Origin of the sequence: Pseudomonas sp. B21-054, from assembly GCF_026016345.1 — a bacterium.
Classification (GTDB): Bacteria; Pseudomonadota; Gammaproteobacteria; order Pseudomonadales; family Pseudomonadaceae; genus Aquipseudomonas.
The window spans coordinates 584160-607941 of sequence record NZ_CP087204.1; the positions used below are offsets into that span (position 1 = coordinate 584160).

Consider the following 23782-nt stretch of genomic DNA (forward strand, 5'->3'; position numbering starts at 1 on the left):
AAGGTCGCTTTTACGCTATAATCCCGCCCTTTAGCTGCCTCGCGCTCCGGCACGCGGCACATCAATTTTTTCGTGGCGCTTGTCGCCCGTATGCAGACATAAGAGGCTTGACCCCTGTGGCATTGACGATTCTTGGCCTGTCCGGCGCCCTTAGCCATGATCCTTCCGCAGCGCTGTACATAGACGGCAAGCTGATCGCGGCGGCGGAGGAAGAGCGCTTCGTACGCGATAAACATGCAAAGAACCGCATGCCCTACGAGTCGGCGAAGTTCTGCCTGGAGCAGGCCGGCATCAAGCCTTCCGACGTCGATGTGGTGGCGATCCCCTTCGCCCCGATCAGCCTGTTCGGTGAGGCGCGCTGGCACTACGCCAAACGTTACTGGTACGCCCCGGACCGCGCCCTCGACGCGATCCTGATGGGCAACCGTCGTTACAAGCGTTATCGCCGCAAGATCGTCTGGTGCCTGGAGCAACTGGGCTTCGATCCGAAGAAAATCAAGATCGAGCCGGTCGAGCACCATTTGGCCCACGCCTCCAGTGCCTACCACTGCTCGGGCTTCCAGGAGAAAACCGCGATCCTGGGCATCGACGGCAAGGGCGAATACGCCACGACTTTCTTTGGCTACGGCGAAAACGGCAAGATCCACAAGATCAAGGAATTCTTCGACCCCGACTCCCTGGGTGGCCTGTATGGCGCGATCACCGAGTTCCTGGGTTTTGAAATGCTCGACGGCGAGTTCAAGGTCATGGGCATGGCGCCCTACGGCGATGCCAGCAAGTACGATTTTTCGCGCCTGGCCTCGTTCGAAAACGGCGAGCTGGTGATCAACACCGACTACGCCAACGTGATCGGCCTGCGTCGCTATAAAGAGAAGGGCAAAGGCTTTTACTTCTCGCCGAAGCTGATCGAATGGCTCGGCCCGAAACGCGAAGGCGACATCGCCGACGAGCCGTATATCCATTACGCGGCCAGCATGCAGGCGCTGTTCGAGAAGCTCGCGCTGCAAATGATCGACCATTACCTGGGTGACGTGCTCAAGGAAACCGGCAAGCTGGCCTTCGCCGGCGGCTGTGCCTTGAACGTCAAGTTGAACCAGAAAATCATTGCCCGTGACGACGTCAAGGAGCTGTTCGTGCAACCGGCTTCCGGCGACGCCGGCACTGCGGTGGGCGCGGCGGCTTATGTGTCCCATGCCCGTGGCGTGCCAGTGGAGAAGATGGAGCACGTCTATCTCGGCCCGGCCTACAGCAACGAAGACGTGATTGCCGCCTGCGCCCGTCATCCGAGCAAGCCGGCCTGGCGCAAGATCGACAACACCCCCGAACGCATCGCCAAGATCATGGTCGACGGCAACCCGGTGGCCTGGTTCCAGGGTCGCATGGAATTTGGCCCGCGGGCCTTGGGTGGTCGCTCGATCATCGGTTGCCCGAGCGCCAGCGGCGTGGCCGATCGCATCAATGAACAGATCAAGTTCCGCGAGCGCTGGAGGCCTTTCTGCCCGTCCATGCTCGATACCGTTGCGCCGCAGATGATCAAGGTCGATCACCCGGCGCCGTTCATGACCTTCACCTTCGAAGTGGCTGAAGAGTGGAAGACCCGCGTGCCGGAAGTCGTCCATGAAGACGGCACTTCCCGGGCCCAGGTGCTCAAGCGTGAGTACAACCCGCGTTACTACGACATGATGAAGGCCCTGGAAGTCCTGACCGGCAACGGTGTGTCCTTGAACACCTCGCTCAACCGTCGTGGCGAACCGATGATCTGCTCGCCGACCGACGCGCTGAACATGTTCTATGGTTCCGACCTGCAATACTTGATCATGGAAGACATCCTGGTGGTCAAAGACGGCGTGGATGCTTATGACTGAGGTGCTGATCAGCGTCGTCATCCCTGCTTACAACTACGCTGAAACATTGCCGCGGGCGGTCGATTCGGTGATGAAACAGTTGGGGGATGCCCAGGCTGAGTTGCTGGTGATCGATGATGGTTCCACTGATACGACGCCGCAGGTACTGGAGGCGTTGTCGATCAAGCATGCCGGGCGGTTTCGGTTCCTGCGCAAGTCTAATGGCGGGTTATCTTCCGTTCGGAATCGGGGCATAGAAGAAACCACTGGAGACTTCCTGGTTTTTCTCGATGCCGACGACGAGATGACGGAAAATGCGTTGGCGGTACTGAAACAGCATATCGACCTGCATCCTGAAAGCCGGATGATCATCGGCGGATACTGGTCGGTGTTCCCAGGTGGCAAGCGCAGCTTGCATTGCATGAAACATTTGCCGGCCACGGCGCGCCAGAGGGTCCGTGGGTATCTGCTGGACAAAACACTGCCGATTTCCAACGGCGCTTGCGCGATGCACCGGGAGGTGTTCGGCCCCGGAACTTATCCCGAACGCTTTCGTAACGTCGAAGATATTCCCGTGTTTGCTCAGGTGCTGGCGCGATTTCCCTGCACGGCTCTGGATCTGCCCCTGGCCTATATTCACAAGCATGCCGACAGCATGCGCAATGACCTGATCCAAAGTCTTGCCGCGGGTACGGACATTGTCGACGAGGTCTTTTCTGCTGAGCGCATGCCGGCGGACCTGCATGATTTGCGTCAGCGTTTTTTGGCGCAGCGTTGCCTGTCGTTGTTTCGCGACTGTTATGTTGGCGGTAGATACAAGCTGGCCAGGCAGTTTTACCTGCAGGCGTTGCAGACGGATTGGCGCACCGTCATGCGCTGGTCTTACACGCGAAAGGCGGCGCGCCTGCTTATCAAGTAGGCAGCAACTCCAGGCGAGCGCCTGAGTGGCTTTTTGTGCTGCCACGAGCCATCGGGCTTGGATAGCCTTGCATGGTGTAGGTTTGATTTTTTAAGGGGGTTCAGTGGTTGATCGTGGCGGTGATGTGAGAGCCCGGGTTCGACAAGTATTTTCCAAGTATCCTGTCCAGGTTGCATTTTGGGGGAGCCTGCTGCTTTCGCTGATCGCCGTTTTGGGGACGGCAACGGTCGGGCGTGACGCCGCGCTGTATATCGATATCGCCCAGCAAGTTACCCAGCAGGGAGCCAAAGTCGCTTGGCAGTCATTCGACTGGCCCTGGTTTTCCTTTCTCCTTGCCGCTACACACTTCGCTCTGCACCTTCCATTGGAACTGAGCGCCTATCTCTGGTGCGGGCTGTTTCTTGCCGGCACCTGCGCGCTGATGGTGGACTGCGTCCGCCGACAGACGCCACACGCTGCCGGTTGGGCTTGCCTGGTGATGCTGGCGATGCCGGCGGTCAACGCTTTTCGAAACGATATCATTCGTGAATTCGGCTTCTGGTTTTTCTGTGCCCTGACGTTCTGGCTGGCCCTGCGTTGGCAGGCGCGCGGCGGTTGGGTTCGCGCCGGCATCATCCATTTGGCTATTGCCGCGGCGATACTGTTCCGTCTGGAAGCGATTCTGCTGCTTCCCGCGCTGTGGCTGTGGCAGTTGCCCAACCTGTTTTCGTCCACGCAGCGCCAGCGTTTCGTCCAGTTCAGTCTGGTTCCGGTGGTGGCGGGGGGCATCGCGCTGTCCATGCTCGACATATTTTCGTCGCCCCGGCTGGCTGCCTACCTGAGCATGATCGATGTCCGCACGGTTTTCGCTTCGTTCAACGTCCTGAGCGAGCAATTCGCCAACTCCCTGACCTCCAAGTACTCTCAGGACGAGGCGGGACGGATCATTTTCTTCGGTATTCTGGCGACGCTGACCATCACATTCGTCAAGCTGATGGGGCCTTTTGCGGCGCCTTTTGTCCTGCGGCGCAACTGGGGTGTATTGCGGGTGTACTGGCGTGACTATCGTCCATTTGCCTGGGCGGCGTTGTTGTACGTATTGGTGTTGCTGGTGTTCTTCTTGCGCCAGCAGTTCATGAATGCACGGTACATGAGCTTCCTGAATCTATTGTGCATGCCATTCCTGGCTCTGGGACTGTCGGCCTTCGTTGGCCAGTTTCCACGCCTGGGCAAGGTCGTCGTAGTGTTGGGTTTGTTGGTGATGCTCTCCAACGTGATCTCCACCGGCCCTGGAAAAAAACACTTCGTGGAGGCCGGCCGTTGGATGGCGGCAAATACGGAAGCAGGCGCCCCGGCATACTTCGAAGACGGACGCATCAGCTACTACGCCGGCCGAGGGTACTCGTTGCAAGTGTTGACCCGTGAGCAGGCGATGACCGAACACGCCGGTGAGTTTCGTTATTTTCTGATCGAGGCCCGTGAAAACGAGCCGTGGCTGGTGGAGTGGCTGGCGCAGCACAAGCGCAAAGTCATCGCCCGATTTGCCAATCGCAAAGGCGCTACGGTGCTGGTCATCGGTTCCTGAGCTTCACGCCAGTAACAGGCGCAAGGCATTCGTCAGCGATGTTCGTCGATTGGCTGGCAGGCCTTGGCTGTAGCCTTCGATGAAGGCGGTGCCGCCATCCCGTTCGAGCAGCCAGTGGCGATCCTCCTTGTAGCGCAACACGTGAGCAAAGTTGCGCAGCCTTTTGCCATTGCTCAGCGCACGACGCTGGCAGCGCAGGTCGGCAATGTCGATAAGGCCCAGGGTGTGTTCAGGTGTCAGCACCACATTGCCAAAATGCAATGAGCGAAAGTACACGCCTTTCTCGTGCAATAGGGCGATGAAAGTGCCGAGTTCGAACCGCAAGGCATCCGCGTCTTCCACGGAGGCCTTTAATTGGCGGATGGTCTTGCCTTCCAGTGGGCTGTAGTACACCGCGTCGCGGGCGATGCTGGCTATCCGGTAGACACCGAGTACGGTGGGGCAGGGTATGCCACGTTTGAGCAAGGCATCGGTGTTGTGGGCAAAGCGCCGAGCGTATGGTCGTAGCAGTGCCGATGTGAGTAGCCGTTTACGCCTGAACAGTTTCAGGTAGCGCCCGTCGCGCAGCAACAGTACCTTGTCGCCGCTGCCGTCAGCCTCGAGCACTTTCGCACCTTCGCGAAGCGCGAGGTAGGAAGAGTGATTGAGTGTTTGCATTCGTCATCCCCCAAAATTGACCCGCATCTTAACCGACTTGGCCCGGATTGACCTGTCGCGGCCTTCATTAAAGGGGCGGAGGGATGTGGTAGCATTGCTTCTTTTTCAAAGTACGGATTCCCATGAGCAATCCTGATGTTCCCGCTCAGTCGACGCTGAAGATCTATCTCCGCCTGTTGTCCTATGTGCGCCCTTACGTGGGGCTGTTTTTGTTGAGCATCCTGGGCTTCTTGATCTTCGCCTCGACCCAGCCGGTTCTGGCCTACATCCTTAAGTACTTCGTCGACGGCTTGGCGAACCCGGAGGCGAGTCTCTTTCCGAACAACCCGTACCTCAAGGACCTGCAACTGCTTCAAGCTGTACCGATAATGATTGTGATCATTGCGCTATGGCAGGGCGTCGGGTCCTACCTGGGCAACTTCTTTCTCGCCAGGGTTTCCCTGGGACTGGTCCATGACCTGCGCGTGGTGCTGTTCAACAAGTTGCTGGAATTGCCCAACCGCTACTTCGATAGTCATAACTCCGGGCACCTGATTTCCCGCATCACCTTCAACGTCACCATGGTCACCGGCGCCGCGACGGATGCGATCAAAGTCGTCATCCGCGAAGGATTGACAGTGGTGTTCCTGTTCGCCTCGCTGTTGTGGATGAATTGGCGGCTGACGCTGGTGATGCTGGCTATCCTGCCCTTGATCGGGATCATGGTGAACAGCACCAGCAAGAAATTCCGCAAGCAGAGCAAGAAGATCCAGGTGGCCATGGGAGACATCACTCACGTGGTGTCCGAAACGGTCCAGGGGTATCGTGTCGTGCGCAGTTTCGGCGGTGAAGAGTACGAGAAGAACCGCTTCAAGCGCGCCAGCCAGAGCAACACCGACAAACAGTTGAAGATGACCAAGACCGGCGCGGTGTACACGCCGATGCTGCAACTGGTTACCTACATAGGCATGGCCATCGTCATGTTTCTGGTTCTTTACCTTCGTGGCGATGCGTCGGCCGGTGATCTGGTCGCCTACATCACCATGGCGGGACTTCTACCCAAGCCGATCCGCCAGCTGTCGGAAGTCAGTTCGACCATCCAGAAAGGTGTGGCCGGCGCCGAAAGTATCTTCGAACAGTTGGATGAGACCCCGGAAGTCGACCAGGGCACGCTCTTCATCGATCGTGTCAGCGGCCGGTTGGAAGTCCGCAACCTGAGTTTCAAGTACCCAGGCTCCGACAAACCGGTGCTCGATGACATCAGCTTTGTCGTCGAGGCCGGGCAGATGGTCGCGCTGGTGGGACGTTCCGGTAGCGGCAAGTCGACCCTGGCCAACCTGGTACCGCGCTTCTATCAGCATGAACAAGGGCAGATCCTGCTTGATGGGGTGCCCATCCAGGACTTGACCTTGCGCAGCCTGCGCCGTCAGATCGCCTTGGTGAACCAGCAGGTCACGTTGTTCAACGATACGGTGGCGAACAACATTGCCTATGGCGATTTGGCGGGTGCGCCATTGGCCGATATTCAAGCGGCGGCGAAAGCGGCGTATGCCGATGAGTTTATCGTGACGATGCCTCAGGGCTACGAAACCCTGGTTGGCGAAAATGGCGTACTGCTCTCGGGTGGCCAGCGGCAGCGTCTCGCGATTGCGCGGGCACTGCTCAAGAACGTCCCGATTCTTATCCTTGACGAGGCGACTTCCGCCCTGGACACCGAGTCGGAGCACCACATCCAGGCTTCTATCGATAACGCCATGACCGACCGGACCACGCTGGTGATCGCGCACCGCCTGACGACCATCGAAAAGGCCGATCTGATTCTGGTCATGGACCAAGGCAGGATCGTCGAGCGCGGTACCCACTTGGATTTGCTGGCGATGAACGGCTTCTATTCGCGCCTGCATGCCCGCAACTTCAAAGAGCGCGATGACGAAGCCGACACGCATTCGGTCGGAATATGCTGAGGGGGCTGCGCTGGTGGCGTGAACGCGGCTGGACACCGATCGACTCCACGGTTTATGCCCAGGCCTGGCATCGTTTCGGCGGCAGCGTGGCTACGCATCCCGAGGTGGTTGAACGCCTTGCCGGGCTTGCCGGGCTGCCGGTCCGGTATCTGGGCTGGGAACGCGATGGCCAATTGGTTGCGGCGATCCCATGCTGGGGTAGGCATTTGGCTTTGTCCAAGGAAGTACTCAAGCGCGAAGGCAAGCGCGGCGTGTTCGACCTGGGTAATGCGGAGGTCATCCTTCCCATCGCCGAGAACGTTCGAGTCCCGGTGCGCCAGCGCATGCGTTACGTCTCGGAACACAATGCGGCGAATGTCACCACCCTCAAGGCCCAGCCTGAAGGGCTGGCGCTGGCTCGTGAGCCTGAGGATTACAGCAAGAAGTTCCGCTACAACCAGCGCCGTGAACAGCGTCTGCTGGAAGAGGCCGGCGGAAGCATCCGGCCGATGCTGGAACTGAGCGCCAGCGAACAGGCGACCATCTATGCCGACCTGTTCGAGCGCCGCTGGAACTTCGAGACACCGGCAAAGGCCCACCTGACAGAAGTGTTCAGCCTGTTGCGCGAATTCATGACCGGTTCGCTGGTTTATCTGAATGACGAGCCGATGGCCGTGCAGATTCTGTATCGGGTCGAGGCGCCCAAGTGGGTCAGCCTGGAGTACATCAACGGTGGGGTGGACCCACAAAACCGCGAATTCAGCCCCGGCAGCGTGCTCAGCTTCGTCAACACCCAAGCGGCATGGGAAGAGGCGCGGGCGCTGGGCAAGCCCCTGCGGTATTCCTTCGGCCGCGCCGATCGCGAATACAAGGATCGTTGGTGTCACCGGGTTCCGGTTTATCAGGTGTGAATGAGGTCAGGCAGTCATGAGTGGACGCAAGCAGCAGTTGCTTAAACGCCACCGCCAACGCAAACGGATACTACTGATCGGTGCATTATTCATCGCGCTGCTGTTCGGTATTCTTGTGGCTTGGTGGCCATTGCCATTGTGTCTGCTGCTGGGCTGGGTCGTGCATGAAGCCTGGTTTTCCGATCATTTGTTCTACGCTCCAGGCGATGATTATCGCTACGACTTTCCGGAGGGTACGCCGCAGTTTTGCGCGACGCTGGTCGATGGCGTCCTGCAAGTGGCGGGTGAGTTCGATGCGGGGCGGACCCTGATCTTGCAAATACGGGTCAAGAGCCACTGGCTGGGGCGTTTCCTTGATCCGCAGGTCTGGATTGGCGACGACCGGCAGGATCTGGAGCGCGGTGTCGCGGGCGAGCGCTTTCTCAACCTGTCCGGACAAGATGCGGTATTGATGGCTGGAGGCCTGAAAATACGAGGGCGTTTTTGCAGTCTGGCGCCGCAGGCGACGCTACATGTTTTGAGCTGTCCAGACTTTGGCCAGCAACGTTTGCTCATCATCGCGCCCCATTCGGACGATGCCGAACTCGCGGCTTTCGGTCTTTATAGCCGAGCGTCCGAGGTGGCTATCGTCACGCTGACCCAAGGTGAAATCGAGGCCGAAAGGTATCGTGACATGGGCCTGGATGCTGCTCAGGCTGCTCGGCTCAAGGGGCGTCTACGCAGTTGGGACAGCCTGGCTATCCCCCTGTGGGGCGGCGTGCCACAACGGCAATGCACGCAGTTGGGGTACTACTGCCTGCAATTGAATGCCATGGCTGGGCAACCAGAGCAAAGCTTCGGTTCCCTGGAGTCTGGCGAAAACGATATCCGTAGTGTGCGTCGTTTCAATGCCTTGAGTTTGCCGGGGGATGTCGATGGTGAACCGTCCTGGCGCAACCTGGTGGCTGATCTGGTGCGTCTGCTTGAGCATCATCGACCCGAAGCCGTCCTGACGCCTCATCCTGAACTGGACCCCCACAGCGATCATGTCGCCAGCACTCGTGCGTTGATGGAGGCGATTGAACTCAGTAGCTGGCGTCCGCGTACGTTGCTGCTCTATGCCAATCATCTGCACGACAATGATCGTTGGCCCATGGGGCCGGCGGGTTATGGCATTGCCCTGCCGCCGACCATCGAGCCGTTGCCGGCCGATGGGTTATGGAGCCCTTTGCTGGATGAGTCCACTCGGATGGACAAGGCTATGGCCTTGGGCATGCAGCACGACCTGCAAGGCCGCCCGCCGTTCAAGCGGCGGCTGCGCCGAATGATCCAGCGGCTGCTGGCCGGACGTCGCTGGCCTCGCTTGGGGGAAGATGAGTTTTTCCGCAAGGCAGTGCGCCGGCATGAGCTTTTCTGGGTCCGTTCCCTCGACGTCTCACGGTCGGATGACCATTGACCCTCAGGTCGGCGATCGGTTGAAATGACCATTACGGCGATTTCGATTCTGGAGATGCTCGGTATGGACAGGATGTCAGAGGTGTCGTCGCAGCAGTCGTCTACTTCGTCACGCGCACAGACGGTCTCCCCGCGGGCCCGAGCGATGATCAAGTCTCAGCGACCGCAGTGTTTCTGGCTGACCGGGCTCTCCGGGGCGGGCAAGTCGACATTGGCTAACGCGCTGGAAGTACGGCTGCACGAACAGGGCTTGCACACCTGCCTGCTCGATGGCGACAACCTGCGCCAGGGCTTGTGTCGCGATTTGGGCATGGGGCCCGAGGCACGCAAAGAGAATGTCCGGCGTATTGCCGAGGTGGCCCGGTTGATGGTGGACGCGGGCTTGATTGTGATTGTCGCGGCCATTTCCCCGTTTCGGGTCGATCGTGAGATCGCACGGCAATTATTTGCCCCGGGTACTTTTCTTGAAGTTTATGTGAGCACCCCTTTCGAAGTCTGTGCCCAGCGTGACCCGAAGGGTCTTTATCGGGAGGCGCTCGCGGGGCGGTTGAAGAATTTTACCGGGCTGGACAGTCCGTATGAAGCGCCACTGGCACCTGAGTGCGTGATCAATACCTGCGAACTGGAGTTGGCCGCAGCCAGCGCCCGCCTCGTTGAATTGCTGCAAAGCTGAGCGGTGCATCCGTTTATTGCCATGGACGAGCCTTGCGCCAACCCTGTGCTAATATCCCCGCCCTGTTCATTTTGTATGTGGGATGCTCCATGAAGTTGTCCATGCCGCGATTCGATCAAGCCCCTGTATTGGTGGTCGGCGATGTCATGCTCGACCGCTATTGGCATGGCGGTACCTCACGGATCTCCCCTGAGGCGCCGGTTCCGGTGGTCAAGGTCGAGCACATCGAGGACCGTCCCGGTGGTGCTGCCAACGTTGCCCTGAACATCGCTGCCCTGGGCGCGCCGGCCTCCCTGGTGGGCGTGACCGGTGACGATGAAGCTGCCGACAGCCTGACCAACAGCCTCAAGGGCGCGGGCGTGCGAGCGATATTCCAACGCATTGCGCACCAGCCGACCATCGTCAAGCTGCGGGTCATGAGCCGTCACCAGCAACTGCTGCGGATCGACTTCGAAGAACCTTTCGCCACCGATCCCCTGGCCCTCGGTGCCGAGGTTGATCGTCTGCTCGAAGGCATCAAGGTGTTGGTGTTGTCGGACTACGGCAAAGGTGCGTTGAAAAACCATCAGGTGCTGATCCAGGCCGCCCGCGCCCGCGGCATTCCGGTCGTGGCCGATCCCAAGGGCAAGGATTTTTCCATCTATCGTGGGGCGAGCCTGATCACGCCGAACCTCAGCGAGTTCGAAACCATTGTTGGTGGTTGCGTCGATGAGCACGACCTGGTGAGCAAAGGCGCGCAGTTGATGCACGACCTCGATCTGGGTGCCCTGCTGGTGACGCGTGGCGAGCATGGCATGACCCTGTTGCGTCCCGATCACCCCGCGTTGCACTTGCCGGCGCGTGCCCGTGAAGTGTTCGACGTGACGGGTGCCGGCGACACCGTGATTTCCACCCTGGCCGCCGCGATTGCCGCCGGCGAGGAATTGCCCCATGCGGTAGCCCTGGCGAACCTCGCGGCGGGTATCGTCGTTGGCAAGCTCGGTACCGCGGCCATCAGTGCCCCGGAACTGCGGCGTGCCATCCAGCGCGAAGAAGGTTCCGAGCGCGGCGTCCTGGGCCTGGAGCAATTGCTGTTGGCCGTTGACGATGCCCGTGCCCACAACGAGAGAATCGTGTTTACCAATGGCTGCTTCGATATTCTGCATGCTGGCCATGTGACGTACCTTGAGCAGGCCAGGGCCCAGGGCGATCGCCTGATCGTCGCGGTCAATGACGACGCCTCCGTGAGTCGTCTCAAAGGGCCGGGTCGCCCGATCAACAGTGTCGACCGGCGCATGGCGGTCCTGGCCGGCCTTGGCGCGGTGGACTGGGTGATCAGCTTCAGCGAAGGCACGCCGGAAAACCTGCTGCGCCAGGTCAAGCCGGATGTGCTGGTCAAGGGCGGTGACTACGGGATCGATCAGGTCGTCGGGGCGGACATCGTCGCGTCCTACGGCGGCACTGTGAAGGTGTTGGGGTTGGTAGAGAACAGCTCGACGACAGCCATTGTCGAAAAGATCCGCAACCGTTGATGGATCCACGCCATACCCCCGGGAAGGCTTACACGGCAAGCACTGCCTCCCCGGATCGAGCCTGTTCATTGGTCTTGCTTTCTTTTGTTTCGTGGTTAATTAACTTATGAAAGTCATGCTCCTGGTGATGGATGAACAGCGTGTGATCCTTGATCGACTGTACGCGGTCGTTCAAGAGAACTGCGACGACTGCACCATCTATCGTCTGAGTAAGCAGCAGCAGTTGAACCTGGGCCGGTTCCTCGCGTCGGTCAACTACGAAGATTTCGACCGGGTGGTGATTTTCTCCCGGGTCAAACGCCTGGCCCCGCAATTGAGCGTGTTGAAGTGCATCCCTGGGCTGATCTTTCTCGAGCACGACGCTTATCAGAACTACATGCCCGAAAGTAAGTACAAAGGCGTTTACTCGCGGTTGTACCGCCGTCTACCCAGTTGCCGCGCGCTGGTGTCGGGAGCCGTGGTGGCCCGCCGGATGCAGGCCGAGGGTATCGATGCGGTGTTCGTTTCCAAGGGCTATGACGAACAGATGTTGCACAATATTGGCGGCGTTCGTGATATTCCCGCCGGTTTCCTCGGCAGCCTCAAGAGCACCGAATATGCCCGACGCAAAGCCTTGCTCGAATCGCTGGCTCGACGCACCGGCATGCTCGTGACGCGGACCCAGTCGGGCAGTGAGTATCTGGAAACCCTCAATCGCATCAAGATCTTCGTCAGCGCCGACCTGGGCATGGGGGAGTTCATGATCAAGAACTTCGAAGCCATGGCCTGCGGTTGCGTGCTCCTTGCCTGGAGTCAGGGCGAGGAGGATCAGTTGCTCGGTTTCGAGGACATGGAGAACATCGTTTTCTACCGCTCCGAAGACGAAGCGGTGCAGAAGCTGGAGTTGCTGCAACGGGATCAGGCACTGGCGGCGCGCATCGCCGCCAAGGGCCAGGCTTTTGCCGAGAGCCGGTATTCGTTTGCTCGTGTCGGGCAGGCCCTGGCCACTGAAATCCAGCGTGAGATGCGCCCTTGGCAGGCACCCTCGGCGCTCATTCGTTGGTGGGTCAATCTTCGCTATGGTATGAAGGTGCCGGAGCAGACGACATGAATGAGCGTTCGTCTGGGACCGCTGAAATGGCGCTTGATCTGCTGCCTGGCGGAGATCAATCGGTAGTCGGTGCACTGCCGCAGGCATTGAAGGATTGCCTGGGCCGGGCATCGCGAGTGGTGCTGGTGGCGAACAATCCGGCGATCACGGCAGCCGACTTCCAGGCGCTCGATATCGGTAGCGATGATGTGGTCGTGACGTTCAACACCTGTGTGAAATCGGCGCTGCTCAGCCCGCAGAGCGTTAATGTGTTCGTGCACGGTTTCAATGCCCCCGATGCCTATTTCTTCGGCCTGCCTTGCAACCCCGAGGTGCAGCGATTGTTCGAGCTGCCCGGCGCGCGATGTTTCACCATGCTGGTGGGGTGCACCGGGGAAATGTCCCCGGTGCCGGGCGTGGCTCTGTATCGGGAGCGTATCCCGTTGCCGCCCTTGTGGAACTACCCGGTCGACAGGCCGGGTGGCAAGCGTTATGTCGGTCCCTCCACGGGCTTCAATGCGCTGGTGCTGTTCGATTGGCTGCGCGCTCATTTGGGTTATACCTATGAAATCATGACCTTGGGCTTTTCCAATGAAGCGGGAAAACTCTGGGGGGGGCACGCCTGGGATTACGAGCGACAGTGGTTGCTCAAGGCTGATGTGACCGTCGTGCCGTTGCAGCGCAGGCGTTGGTGGCAAGGCTGGTTTCGTCGCCGTTGAGTCAGATTGGCGGGGTCAAGCGCCTGATGCGTTGCCATCGGGAGCGAGTCTTTTTACGACAGGGGCAGGATGCGTGTTGAAAGTTGCGGTGGCTTTTTTTGGTATCCCGAGAAATTCGGAGATCTGCTTTCCTTCTATTCGAGAAAACGTCCTGGCGCAAATCCCGGCGGGCAGCGAGGTGCAGTGTTTTTACCACCTGTACAAGATCGATGAAATCCAAAACCCGCGCTCGGGTGAGCAAGGTGAGCTGAACGCCGACAACTATGCACCGTTCAGCACCATGACCGGTCGGCTCGACCCTACCCATGGGGTTCTGGAGCGTTGGGACTTCGAACGGGTCAAGGCCTTGGGCGATACCTGGGCGGACGAACACGCCTCGCTCAGAAACCTGATCTACCAGCTCAACTCCCTGCATACCGTGACGGCCATGATGGAACCGTTTGATCCGGATTTCGTCGTGTTCGTGCGTCCCGACAATTTCTACCACACAGCGCTTCCCGCTTATGTGTTCGCTCACCCTGATGCGCGCCGGTTGAATGCCTACATTCCGGATTGGCAATGGTGGGGGGGCTTGAACGATCGTTTTGCGATCTGCGGACGTGATGCCTACCGGGCCTACGGCAAGCGTATCGAACGTATTTTCGATTTTTGCGAGGCAACGGGCAGGAAACTGCATTCCGAGCGGCTGCTCAAATATGCTTTGCAGCAGGCGCGGGTCAGGGTTTGCACCCTGCCGACCACCGCGTCACGGGTACGGATCAATGGCACTTTCGCCGAAGAGTCGTTCTCGCCCAAACGCGGTATGGGCAAGCGCGAGAACCGTTACTTCCATCTGTTCGCGCGCTGGCGCACCTACGTAGATAAACGACGTTCCAGCTGACGCTACTTGTGCAGCGTTCCGCGAACCATGCGCATCAGCCCCATAGCCTTTTTGTGCAAGCTGGTCAGGCCTTGGCGACGAGGCGGGTGCACGACCAGGCCCTGCTTGACGAGCCAATCCTTCCAGCGGATGCGCTCGTCGCGAACCACCCAGCCTTCTTGGCTGGCGAAGCTTTCAGCCAGGTGCAGGCCTCGTGTACTGGCCGCAACCAGCTGATCACGTTTGAGCGTATACAGTTCGCCTATCGGTTTGCCGTCTTCAAGTGGCATCAGGTACAAGTCCGGTCGTTTGCGATCCAGACGCGCCACCAGTTGATCGCCCTCCAGTCGTTCATCGACGTGAAACAGGCTCAGGGACTTGGCTTCCTTGGGCACATCCAGACGCAAATCGTAAATCAGCTGCAACGACGCCGTCGGCAGATGCACGTAGGCCCGTGGCCGTTCGATCAACTGCAGGTTGGCGCTGCGCACCGGGCGGGCCGAGCCCGACAGCGGCGTCAGGCGAAACGGCAAGGCTTCGCGGTAATGCAGGGCGCTGGCGTAGGGGGCGGGTAGCCAGGTGTCGTTGAAGCGCCCGCCGAGCCAGCCTTCCGGGGTTTCCAGCAGGCACTCTTCGGCGATCTCATTGATGGCGGTGAGCAGCGGCAGGTTCAATTCGTGGGCCGGGACGTAACCGGAAATCAGCTTGAGTACCACGTCGCCGCGATCCTGCCGCCGCTGGCGTACCAGTACCCAATAGTCGCGATTCTGCCAATGCAGGGTCAGGCGCACCGAGACGCCCAGGTTCGCCAGCTCCAGGGAAAAACGCTCGGCATCGTCCACCGTCACCGGGCGGCGACGTTGCAAGGTCTGGGAAAAATTCAACGGCATCCCGACGCTTTGGTAGGTCAGGCCTTCGGGTGTCGCTTCGACGAGCAGGGGCAGGGTCTTGAAGTTGCTTGGGTTCTTTCTGATGAGCGTACGCGGCATGTCGGCTCCTTCCTTAATGCCGCGCGGGGCGGCGTCAGTTTTTACGTAGGACCTTGGCGACGGTCGAGACGTTGTGGGCGAGGTGCAGCGGATTGATGGTGCCGACAATAGCACTGGCGACCCCGGGATGCTCAAACAACAGTTCGAAGCTGGCACGGACCGGGTCCACACCCGGGCTCAGGCAGACGTGACCGCTGGCCAGGGCCTTCTTCACCAGGATCGCTTTGCCGTGCTCGGCTGCGTAGTCAATGACAGCCTTCTCGTTTCGTTCGTTCAGATTGTAGGTGACCATCGCACAATCGCCTTGCTCCAAGGCTTTCAAACCGCCGTCGACGGTCTTGCCGGAAAAACCGAAGCCGCCGATCTTGCCCTCGCGCTTGAGCGCCGCCAGCGTCGGATAGACCTCGCTGTCGTTGAGGATCGCCAGGTCATTGCCGTCGGAGTGCACCAGTACCAGGTCGATACAGTCGGTTTCCAGGCGCTTGAGACTGCGTTCCACCGAGAATCGGGTATGAGCGGCACTGAAGTCGTGGCGCGACTGGCCGTCGCTGAATTCCTCGCCGACCTTGCTGACGATCACCCAGTCGTGACGCTGGCCGCGCAACAACGGGCCGAGGCGTTCCTCACTGCGACCATAGGCCGGCGCGGTGTCGATCAGGTTGATGCCCAGGTCGCGCGCCAGCTTGAGCAGCCTGCGTGCTTCGTCGTCGTCGGGAATCTGGAAACCGCTGGGATACTTGACGCCCTGGTCGCGTCCGAGTTTGACCGTGCCCAGGCCCAAGGGGGAAACCATGGGGCCGGTCTGGCCCAGTGGGCGATGGAAGTCGTGCAGGGTCGGTTGGCTCATGGCAGCAATTGCTCCCAGGCGGGCACGCCCATGGGCGGTTTTGGCAGGTCCGGCAGTGGGGCTGGGTGGCTTGGCTTCAGACCATCGCGTTGCAGCGCGCTGATCACTCGATCGGCGAAATCCGGGGCCAGGGCCAGTTTGGTCGGCCAACCCACCAGCAGGCGATCCTGTTCGGCGAGGAAGGCGTTGTCCGGGCGGGTCAGGCCGGACTGCAACGGTTCGGCGCGATCAACCCGCAACGTGGCCCATTGCGCGCTGCTGAGATCGACCCAGGGCAGCAACTGGCCGAGTTCTTTCTGGGCCGCGGCGATCTGCGCGGCGGGCTCGCGGGCCACAGCGTCGCCTTCAGCGAGGTCGCCACCCAGGTACCAGACCCATTGGCCGTCAGCGGCCGGGTGGGTGGTCACGGTGACCCGTGGTTTTGGTCCGCCGCCCAGGCAGTGGGCGTAGAGTGGCTTGAGGCTCGGGCCCTTGACCAACACCATGTGCAGCGGTCGGCGCTGCATGGCCGGTTGGTCCAGGCCGAGGGCCTTGAGCAGGTCGGCGGTGCCGCCCCCGGCACTGAGGACAATGCGCTGGGCGCGAATCTCGCGGCCATCCACCTTCAGGCCTGCCAGTTCGTCACCTTCGCGCAGCGGTTCGATGTGTTGCCCGGCCAGCAAACTATCGCCGGCCAGTTCCGCCAGGCGCGCGATCAGGCTGGGCACGTCCACCACCAGTTCGGCCAGGCGATAGACCTTGCCCTTGAAGCGCTTGTCTTGCAGGGCCGGCGGCAGTTGCTCGCCCTTGACCTGATCGACGCGCCCACGCACGGCCTTGCTGGCAAAGAAGCTGGTGAGGTTGCCGGCCAGGGTGCCCGGGGACCAGAGGTAATGGGCCTCGGACAGCAGGCGCACGCCGGACAGGTCCAGTTCACCTTCGCCCTTCAGGGCTTCGCGCCAGCGCCGTGGCATGTCGGCGATGGCTTCCGAGGCGCCAGTCAGCGCCCCGTGCAAGGCGTACTTGGCGCCGCCATGAATGATGCCCTGGGATTTGACGCTCTGCCCGCCGCCGAGGCTGGCGCTTTCCACCAACACGGTCGAAAAGCCCTGGCGGCGCAGGCGCGCATTTAGCCAGAGGCCGGCGACTCCGGCGCCGACAATCAGAACGTCGGTGGAAATAACGGATGGCATGCAGCGACCTCGGAGGAAATGAAGCGGCAAGTTTCAAGCTTCAAGCTGCAAGTTACAAGCGAGAGGGGGGGCCTTCTCTTGCAGCTTCAGTGCCCGGCGGTCTTGGAAAAGAGTTGGATCACCACCACCCCAAGCACAATCAACGCCATCCCCAGCATCGCCGGCACGTCCAGCTTCTGCCCGTAGATGAACAACGCCGCCACGCTGACCATGACGATCCCCATTCCGGCCCAGACCGCATACGCCACGCCCACCGGGACGGTGCGCACTACGAGGGTGAGCATCCAGAACGCAATGCCGTACCCGGCGATGACCAGCAACAGAGGCAGGGGCGTGCTCAAGCCTTTGATCGCTTTCATCGAAACGGTGGCAATCACTTCGGCACAGATCGCGATAGCCAGGTAGTAGTAAGCGTTCATGGGGGGTTCCTCTTTGAAGGTGGCGTCTTTCGATGCCGTCATTTTAGAGCGGCGTCAGATGGGGTAAAGTCATTACCTATCTGCTTGAGAGATAGGTTAAGCCATGAATGTTCAGTGGAATCTGGAGCAACTGAGGCTGTTCGTCGGTGTCGCCGACAAGCGTTCGTTTTCCGCTGTGGCCCGAGAGCAGCGCAAGGCCCAGTCGGCCATCAGCAGCGCGATTGCCCTGCTGGAAGCCGACCTGGGGGTTTGCCTGTTCGAGCGCAGCAGCGGTCGCCAGCCGAAGCTCACCGACGCCGGCCAGGCATTGCTGGAAGAGGCGCGGGAAGTGTTGCGCCAGTGCGAGCGTCTCAATGGTCGAGCCCTGGCCTTGATGCGAGGGCAGGAAGCGTCGCTGCGACTGGCCCAGGACGAAGCCATGCCCTATCAACCCGTCATCGACAGCCTGGCGGCGCTGGCCGAGCGATTCCCGACCCTCGAAGTGCAACTGGCCAGCGCCGCCCAGGGCGATGTCGCGCGCAAACTGGTGGAGCGTCGCGCCGACCTCGGGTTGTTGTTCTACCACGACCAGATCCCCGAGGCGCTGGAGCGCCGGGTGCTGGGCAGCGTCGAGATGGTGACGGTATGCGGTCGGCAGCATGCCCTGGCCAATCATACGTACGTGACCTGCCTGGAAATGGCCCGGCATCGCCAGTTGCTGATGGCGACCCAGTCCAGCGTCTACCCCGGCAGTGAGCAGGCCAGCCCACAGGTCTGGCGGGCTGACAGCTTCTATGTGTTGGCCGAATGGCTCAGGTGCGGCCTGGGCTGGGCCTGGCTGCCACGGCATGTGGTGCAATACCCGGCGTACCTGGGGGATATGGTCGAGCTCAAGAGCGAATGGACCCCGCCGGCCCTGGTGGTGGAATTGGTCTGGCGCCGCGACGAGCCCCTGGGGCCAGCGGCCCGTTGGCTGGCGGAACGTTTTGCCGTGCAGTTGCAGGCGATCGGCTGAAAAACCGATAAACTCCGCCGCCATGAACAGAACTCTCTATAGCGCGTTGTTTTATCTGGGGCTGCCACTGGTAGCGATTCGGCTGTGGCTGCGGGCCCGCAAGGCGCCGGCTTATGCCCGGCGTATCGGCGAGCGTTTCTCCTGGGGCCTGCCGGTCATGGTGCCGGGCGGCATCTGGGTTCACGCGGTGTCGGTGGGCGAAAGCATCGCCGCCGCGCCGATGATCCGGGCCTTGTTGCAACGTTATCCACAGTTGCCGATCACGGTCACTTGCATGACGCCTACCGGCTCGGAGCGGATCCAGGCCATGTTCGCCAACGAGCCGCGCATTCAACATTGCTATCTGCCCTACGACTTGCCCTGCGCCGCCAAGCGTTTTCTCGACCGGGTCCGGCCGTCGCTGGCGGTGATCATGGAAACCGAGCTGTGGCCCAACCACATTCACCAGTGCGCCAGGCGCGGCATTCCCGTGGCCCTGGCCAATGCGCGGTTGTCGGAGCGTTCGGCGCGGGGTTATGCACGCTTTCCCAAGCTCACCCGGCCGATGCTCGCCGAGATGAGCCTGTTTGCCGTCCAGACTGAAGCCGAAGCCGAGCGTTTGCGCCGGTTGGGCGCCCGGGCAGAAACCGTCGAAGTCACCGGCTCGATCAAGTTCGACCTGACCATCGACCCGCAACTGTTGGAAAGCGCCAGCGCCTTGCGCCGCCAGTGGCAAGCCACGGAGCGCCCGGTCTGGATCGCCGCCAGTACCCATGAAGGCGAGGACGAAGTGGTGCTGGCCGCCCACCGTCGGTTGCTCGACAGCTATCCCGATGCGTTGCTGATCCTGGTGCCGCGTCATCCCGAGCGTTTCGACGCCGTGCACCAGTTGTGCGAAAGCCAAGGCTTTGCCACGGTCCGGCGCTCCAGTGCACAACCGGTCACCGCCCAGACGTCAGTGTTGCTGGGCGACACCATGGGCGAACTGCTGTTTCTCTACGCGTTGGCCGACAGTGCGTTCGTCGGTGGCAGCCTGGTGTCCAACGGCGGGCACAACTTGCTGGAGCCGGCGGCGTTGCAGAAGCCGGTGCTCAGTGGACCGCACCTGTTCAACTTCCTTGAAATCGCCGCGCAACTGCGCGCCGCCGGAGCGTTGCAGGAAGTCGACGATGCCCAGAGCCTGGCCTTGGCGGTACAGCGTCTGTTCGAGCTGCCCCGCGATGCCCAGCGCATGGCCGAGGCGGGGTTGAAGGTGATGCGCACCAATCAGGGCGCATTGGAGCGGTTGCTGGAGGGGTTGGGGCGGTTGCTCGCTGGACGGTGATGATTGCTCTGTGGCAAGAGGATACATCTGTGGTTACAGGGTATCTGTGGTGAGGGGATTTATCCCCGCTGGGCTGCGAAGCAGCCCCAAAACCTGCTAGCACAGTGTGTCAGGCAGTTTGAATGGGGGCGCTTCGCACCCCAGCGGGGATAAATCCCCTCGCCACAAAGGTTACTGCCGCTGGCAAAGTCGCGGCACTACTGCGCCGGCCGCGAGCGCAACTGCTGCGCCGCTGCCTGCGCCAGGTCCGGCGGCAGGAAGTCGCGGTCGGGGTTGTAGTCGGGCTTGAGATAACGTGACAAATCCTGCAGGTCCGCTGGGCTCAACGTCCCGGCGGCTTGCTTGAGACGCAGGTTGTCGAGGATGTAGTCATAGCGGGCGTTGTTGTAGTTGCGCACCGAGGTGTACAGCTGGCGCTGGGCATCGAGCACATCGACGATGTTGCGAGTGCCCACCTGGTAGCCGATTTCCGTGGCTTCCACCGCGCTCTGGTTGGAGATGATCGACTGGCGCCGGGCCTGGACCTGTTCCACGTCGGTGTTCACCGCGCGGTGCAGGTTACGGGTGTTCTCCACCACCTGCCGGCGCAAGCCTTCGCGTTGCTGTTCGGTCTGGGTGAGTTGCGAGTACGACTCGCGCACCTGGGAGCTGGTCAGCCCGCCGCTATAGATCGGGATACTCAATTGCAAACCGATGGTGCGCTGTTCGGCATCACCGCCATAGCGCTGTCCGGTAGGGCTCGGGTTGGTGAAGCCGAGGCCGTCGTTGTCGCCTTTTTTGTACTGGGCGATCGCATCGAGGGTCGGCGCATGACCGGCCTTGCGTTGGCGCAGGGTGTCTTCGGCGGCATCAACGGCGTAGTTGCTGGCCAGCAGGTTCAGGTTCTGCTTGGCCGCCGTGTCGACCCAGGCCTTGGCGTCGTTCGGTGCCGGCGGCAGGATCGGCAGGGTATGGACGATGCCCTGGAGCGAGTTGTACTGGCGGTTGGTCAGGGTGATCAAGGCTTCGAAGGCGTCGTCGACCTGGCGTTGGGCGAGGATCCGGTTGGCCCGTGCCGTATCGTAGCTGGCCTGGGATTGCAGCACGTCGGTCTTGTCCGACAGGCCGACGTCGAAGCGCTCGTTGGACTGGTCGAGCTGGCGTTTGAACGCCGCTTCCTCAGCCTTGGTCGAGGCCAGGTTGTCCTGGCTGCGCAGCACATTGAAATAGCTCTCGGCGCTTTGCAGGATCATGTTCTGTTCGGTGGCCGACAGTTGCAGCGAGGCTTGTTCGTTGACGGACTTGGCCGCCTGGAGTTGGAACCAGCGGTCGGCACGGAAAATCGGTTGGGACAGCGTGGCCTGGTAGACCGTGGCGCTGCGGGTGGCGGTCAGCGCCGGCTGGTCGAGCTCGGTACGGGTGTTGTTCAGGTCGGCGCCGGCCGAAAGGTTGGGCAACAACCCGGCGCGCGCCTGGGGCACCACTTCCTTCTGGGCACCATACTGGGCGCGGGCAGCGGCCAAGTCGGCGTTGTTGTCCACCGCCTCCTGGTACACGCTCACCAGATCGGTTTTGGTGGTCAGGGGCGCTTCGGCAGCCCAGGCCATTCCGTTGGACGCACAAGACACGGCGAGGGCCAGTGAAAGTTTGCGCAGCATGAGGCGATCCCTACTTCTCGAATGTTTGCGCACAAGAGGCGCGGCGTAGCGAGTGTAGTTGCGCCCGCGCACGGCAACAATCCTGTATATGCGCCATTCATCACGCCTTTTACCCTGGCGATGGCGTTCTCTCGTGGTTGTGTCTAGACTGGCCGGGTTCTTGTCGGGGTGCCTTGCTATGAGGCTGAGATCGAATAATTTCGGATCCCGTTGAACCTGATCAGGTTAGCGCCTGCGTAGGGAACAAGATTTCTCGTCACCCGGCGAGTCCTCTTGTGCTTCGTCCGGGATGTCGTTCGACCATTGAACGCACTCGAGCAGCAAGCACAGCGTCCGCACTTTCGTGCAGGGATGCGTCCATTCGTTACAGGTTCGCTCCGACAAAAATCCACTGCCTGGATGTGTGTCTGGAGAGCCCGTGATGACGACAAAAGCAAAAAACGCGACCAACCTCAGCGATTCGGCCAAGGTCGATGAGCAATCGGTCCAGCCCTTTACCCGCTCGCAAAAAATCTATGTCCAGGGCAGCCGCCCGGACATCCGCGTGCCCATGCGCGAAATCAGCCTCGACGTGACCCCCACCGACTTCGGCGGCGAAATCAACGCGCCAGTGGTGGTGTACGACACGTCGGGTCCGTACACCGACCCGAACGTGATCATCGACGTGCGCAAGGGCCTGGCCGACGTGCGTTCTTCGTGGATCGAAGCCCGTGGCGACACCGAGCGCCTGGCGGGCCTGAGTTCCAACTTCGGTCAGGAACGCCTGGCTGATCCCGAACTGACCAAGCTGCGCTTCGCCCACGTGAACAATCCGCGCCGCGCCAAGCCCGGCGCCAACGTCAGCCAGATGCACTACGCGCGCAAAGGCATCATCACCGCCGAGATGGAATACGTCGCCATCCGCGAAAACATGAAGCTGGAAGTGGCCCGCGCCGCCGGCCTGCTGGACCAGCAACACGCCGGCCACAGCTTCGGCGCCAGCGTGCCGAAAGTCATCACCCCGGAATTCGTGCGTGACGAAATCGCCCGTGGTCGCGCGATCATCCCGGCCAACATCAACCACACCGAACTGGAACCGATGATCATCGGCCGTAACTTCCTGGTGAAGATTAACGGCAACATCGGCAACAGTGCGCTGGGTTCGTCCATCGAAGAAGAAGTGGCGAAACTGACCTGGGGCATCCGCTGGGGCTCGGACACGGTCATGGACCTGTCCACCGGCAAGCACATCCATGAAACCCGCGAATGGATCATCCGCAACTCGCCGGTGCCGATTGGCACCGTGCCGATCTACCAGGCCCTGGAAAAAGTCGGCGGCGCGGCCGAAGACCTGACCTGGGAGCTGTTCCGCGACACGCTGATCGAACAGGCCGAACAGGGCGTCGACTACTTCACCATCCACGCCGGCGTGCTGCTGCGCTATGTGCCGCTGACGGCCAAGCGCGTCACCGGCATCGTCAGTCGCGGTGGTTCGATCATGGCCAAGTGGTGCCTGGCGCACCATAAAGAAAACTTCCTCTACACCCACTTCGAAGACATCTGCGAAATCATGAAGGCCTACGACGTCAGCTTCTCGCTGGGCGATGGCCTGCGCCCGGGCTCGATTGCCGACGCCAACGACGAAGCGCAGTTCGGTGAGCTGGAAACCCTCGGCGAGCTGACCAAGATCGCCTGGAAGCACGACGTGCAATGCATGATCGAAGGCCCAGGTCACGTGCCGATGCAGTTGATCAAGGAGAACATGGACAAGCAACTCGAGTGCTGCGACGAGGCGCCGTTCTACACCCTCGGCCCACTGACCACCGACATCGCGCCGGGTTACGACCACATCACCTCCGGTATCGGCGCGGCAATGATCGGCTGGTTCGGTTGCGCCATGCTCTGCTACGTGACCCCGAAAGAACACTTGGGGCTGCCGAACAAGGATGACGTGAAGACCGGGATCATCACCTACAAGATCGCCGCCCACGCGGCCGACTTGGCCAAAGGTCACCCCGGCGCGCAGATCCGTGACAACGCCTTGAGCAAGGCGCGTTTCGAGTTCCGCTGGGAAGACCAGTTCAACCTCGGCCTGGACCCGGACACCGCCCGCTCGTACCACGACGAAACCCTGCCGAAGGACTCGGCCAAGGTGGCGCATTTCTGTTCGATGTGCGGGCCGAAATTCTGCTCGATGAAAATCACCCAGGAAGTGCGCGAGTACGCGGCCAACCAGCGTATTGAAGCGGTGGATGTCGACGTTGCCCAAGGCTTGGCGGAGCAGGCGGAGCGGTTCAAGCAGGAAGGTAGTCAGCTTTACAAGAAAGTGTGATGTGAGCTGAGGGGGCGGTGTTTTCACT

Annotated in this window: 20 protein-coding genes and 1 riboswitch; of the genes, 14 read left to right on the forward strand and 6 right to left on the reverse strand. The window is 60.9% G+C overall.

All coding sequences use genetic code 11. The features are described 5' to 3' along the window. Window positions 1-116: 116 nt before the first annotated feature. The 3 genes from LOY70_RS02545 to LOY70_RS02555 all read left to right on the forward strand — a co-directional run bounded on the left by LOY70_RS02545 (window position 117) and on the right by LOY70_RS02555 (window position 4327). Entirely contained in the window at window positions 117-1865 is a 1749-nt protein-coding gene (locus LOY70_RS02545; RefSeq protein ID WP_123345184.1) for a carbamoyltransferase, read from the forward strand. After that, the gene (locus tag LOY70_RS02550; RefSeq protein ID WP_265033036.1) at window positions 1858-2763 is read left to right on the forward strand and encodes a glycosyltransferase family 2 protein; all 906 of its coding nucleotides are present in this window, start codon (window positions 1858-1860) and stop codon (window positions 2761-2763) included. The genes LOY70_RS02545 and LOY70_RS02550 overlap by 8 nt, the downstream gene beginning before the upstream one ends. Before the next feature lie 211 nt (window positions 2764-2974). Continuing rightward, on the forward strand, window positions 2975-4327 hold the full coding sequence (locus LOY70_RS02555; protein WP_265033038.1) for a hypothetical protein: 1353 nt from the start codon (window positions 2975-2977) through the stop codon (window positions 4325-4327). A 3-nt stretch (window positions 4328-4330) separates the two neighbouring features. Here the strand turns inward: LOY70_RS02555 and LOY70_RS02560 are convergent, their stop codons facing one another. After that, the gene (locus LOY70_RS02560) at window positions 4331-4984 is read right to left on the reverse strand and encodes a toluene tolerance protein (protein ID WP_123345177.1); all 654 of its coding nucleotides are present in this window, start codon (window positions 4982-4984) and stop codon (window positions 4331-4333) included. Between the two features lie 122 nt (window positions 4985-5106). Between LOY70_RS02560 and msbA the strand changes: the two genes are divergently transcribed. The 8 genes from msbA to LOY70_RS02600 all read left to right on the forward strand — a co-directional run bounded on the left by msbA (window position 5107) and on the right by LOY70_RS02600 (window position 14103). Beyond that, complete coding sequence (gene msbA, locus LOY70_RS02565; protein ID WP_265033041.1) at window positions 5107-6927, forward strand: lipid A export permease/ATP-binding protein MsbA; 1821 nt, start codon at window positions 5107-5109, stop codon at window positions 6925-6927. Further along, complete coding sequence (locus LOY70_RS02570) at window positions 6921-7817, forward strand: GNAT family N-acetyltransferase (RefSeq protein ID WP_123415041.1); 897 nt, start codon at window positions 6921-6923, stop codon at window positions 7815-7817. Before msbA ends, LOY70_RS02570 begins: the two co-directional genes overlap by 7 nt. Window positions 7818-7833: 16 nt before the next feature. Then, a complete protein-coding gene (locus LOY70_RS02575; protein WP_265033044.1) occupies window positions 7834-9252 on the forward strand; it encodes a PIG-L deacetylase family protein in 1419 nt (472 codons plus the stop codon). Between the two features lie 72 nt (window positions 9253-9324). Next, the gene (gene cysC, locus LOY70_RS02580) at window positions 9325-9924 is read left to right on the forward strand and encodes an adenylyl-sulfate kinase (protein ID WP_409201641.1); all 600 of its coding nucleotides are present in this window, start codon (window positions 9325-9327) and stop codon (window positions 9922-9924) included. An 89-nt stretch (window positions 9925-10013) separates the two neighbouring features. Then, window positions 10014-11435 (forward strand): bifunctional D-glycero-beta-D-manno-heptose-7-phosphate kinase/D-glycero-beta-D-manno-heptose 1-phosphate adenylyltransferase HldE, encoded by a 1422-nt coding sequence (gene hldE, locus LOY70_RS02585; RefSeq protein WP_265033046.1) that lies wholly within the window; start codon window positions 10014-10016, stop codon window positions 11433-11435. 106 nt (window positions 11436-11541) lie between these two features. Continuing rightward, window positions 11542-12525 (forward strand): glycosyltransferase, encoded by a 984-nt coding sequence (locus tag LOY70_RS02590; RefSeq protein ID WP_265033047.1) that lies wholly within the window; start codon window positions 11542-11544, stop codon window positions 12523-12525. After that, a complete protein-coding gene (locus tag LOY70_RS02595; protein WP_265033049.1) occupies window positions 12522-13223 on the forward strand; it encodes a hypothetical protein in 702 nt (233 codons plus the stop codon). Before LOY70_RS02590 ends, LOY70_RS02595 begins: the two co-directional genes overlap by 4 nt. Window positions 13224-13296: 73 nt before the next feature. Further along, a complete protein-coding gene (locus LOY70_RS02600; protein ID WP_265033051.1) occupies window positions 13297-14103 on the forward strand; it encodes a hypothetical protein in 807 nt (268 codons plus the stop codon). Between the two features lie 2 nt (window positions 14104-14105). On the opposite strand, the gene LOY70_RS02605 is transcribed toward LOY70_RS02600, so the two are convergent. The 4 genes from LOY70_RS02605 to LOY70_RS02620 all read right to left on the reverse strand — a co-directional run bounded on the left by LOY70_RS02605 (window position 14106) and on the right by LOY70_RS02620 (window position 17509). Then, a complete protein-coding gene (locus LOY70_RS02605) occupies window positions 14106-15071 on the reverse strand; it encodes a metal ABC transporter ATPase (RefSeq protein ID WP_123345157.1) in 966 nt (321 codons plus the stop codon). 34 nt (window positions 15072-15105) lie between these two features. Then, window positions 15106-15918, reverse strand: a complete 813-nt coding sequence (locus LOY70_RS02610; protein ID WP_265033054.1) for an aldo/keto reductase — start codon at window positions 15916-15918, stop codon at window positions 15106-15108. After that, complete coding sequence (locus LOY70_RS02615) at window positions 15915-17090, reverse strand: NAD(P)/FAD-dependent oxidoreductase (protein WP_265033056.1); 1176 nt, start codon at window positions 17088-17090, stop codon at window positions 15915-15917. The genes LOY70_RS02610 and LOY70_RS02615 overlap by 4 nt, the downstream gene beginning before the upstream one ends. Window positions 17091-17176: 86 nt before the next feature. Further along, complete coding sequence (locus LOY70_RS02620; protein WP_047225891.1) at window positions 17177-17509, reverse strand: DMT family transporter; 333 nt, start codon at window positions 17507-17509, stop codon at window positions 17177-17179. Between the two features lie 103 nt (window positions 17510-17612). Here LOY70_RS02620 and LOY70_RS02625 point away from each other — a divergent pair, with 103 nt between their 5' ends. Together LOY70_RS02625 and waaA are read left to right on the forward strand one after the other, a co-directional pair. Continuing rightward, the gene (locus tag LOY70_RS02625; RefSeq protein WP_265033060.1) at window positions 17613-18503 is read left to right on the forward strand and encodes a LysR family transcriptional regulator; all 891 of its coding nucleotides are present in this window, start codon (window positions 17613-17615) and stop codon (window positions 18501-18503) included. Window positions 18504-18525: 22 nt separating this feature from the next. Beyond that, window positions 18526-19806: a lipid IV(A) 3-deoxy-D-manno-octulosonic acid transferase gene (waaA, locus tag LOY70_RS02630; RefSeq protein ID WP_265033062.1), complete on the forward strand. Its 1281-nt coding sequence runs from the start codon at window positions 18526-18528 to the stop codon at window positions 19804-19806. 197 nt (window positions 19807-20003) lie between these two features. Here the strand turns inward: waaA and LOY70_RS02635 are convergent, their stop codons facing one another. Next, on the reverse strand, window positions 20004-21443 hold the full coding sequence (locus LOY70_RS02635) for a TolC family outer membrane protein (RefSeq protein ID WP_265033064.1): 1440 nt from the start codon (window positions 21441-21443) through the stop codon (window positions 20004-20006). Window positions 21444-21597: 154 nt separating this feature from the next. Further along, a riboswitch (TPP riboswitch) is annotated at window positions 21598-21703 on the forward strand. Between the two features lie 161 nt (window positions 21704-21864). Between LOY70_RS02635 and thiC the strand changes: the two genes are divergently transcribed. Then, complete coding sequence (gene thiC, locus LOY70_RS02640) at window positions 21865-23754, forward strand: phosphomethylpyrimidine synthase ThiC (protein ID WP_025211519.1); 1890 nt, start codon at window positions 21865-21867, stop codon at window positions 23752-23754. Window positions 23755-23782: the final 28 nt, after the last annotated feature.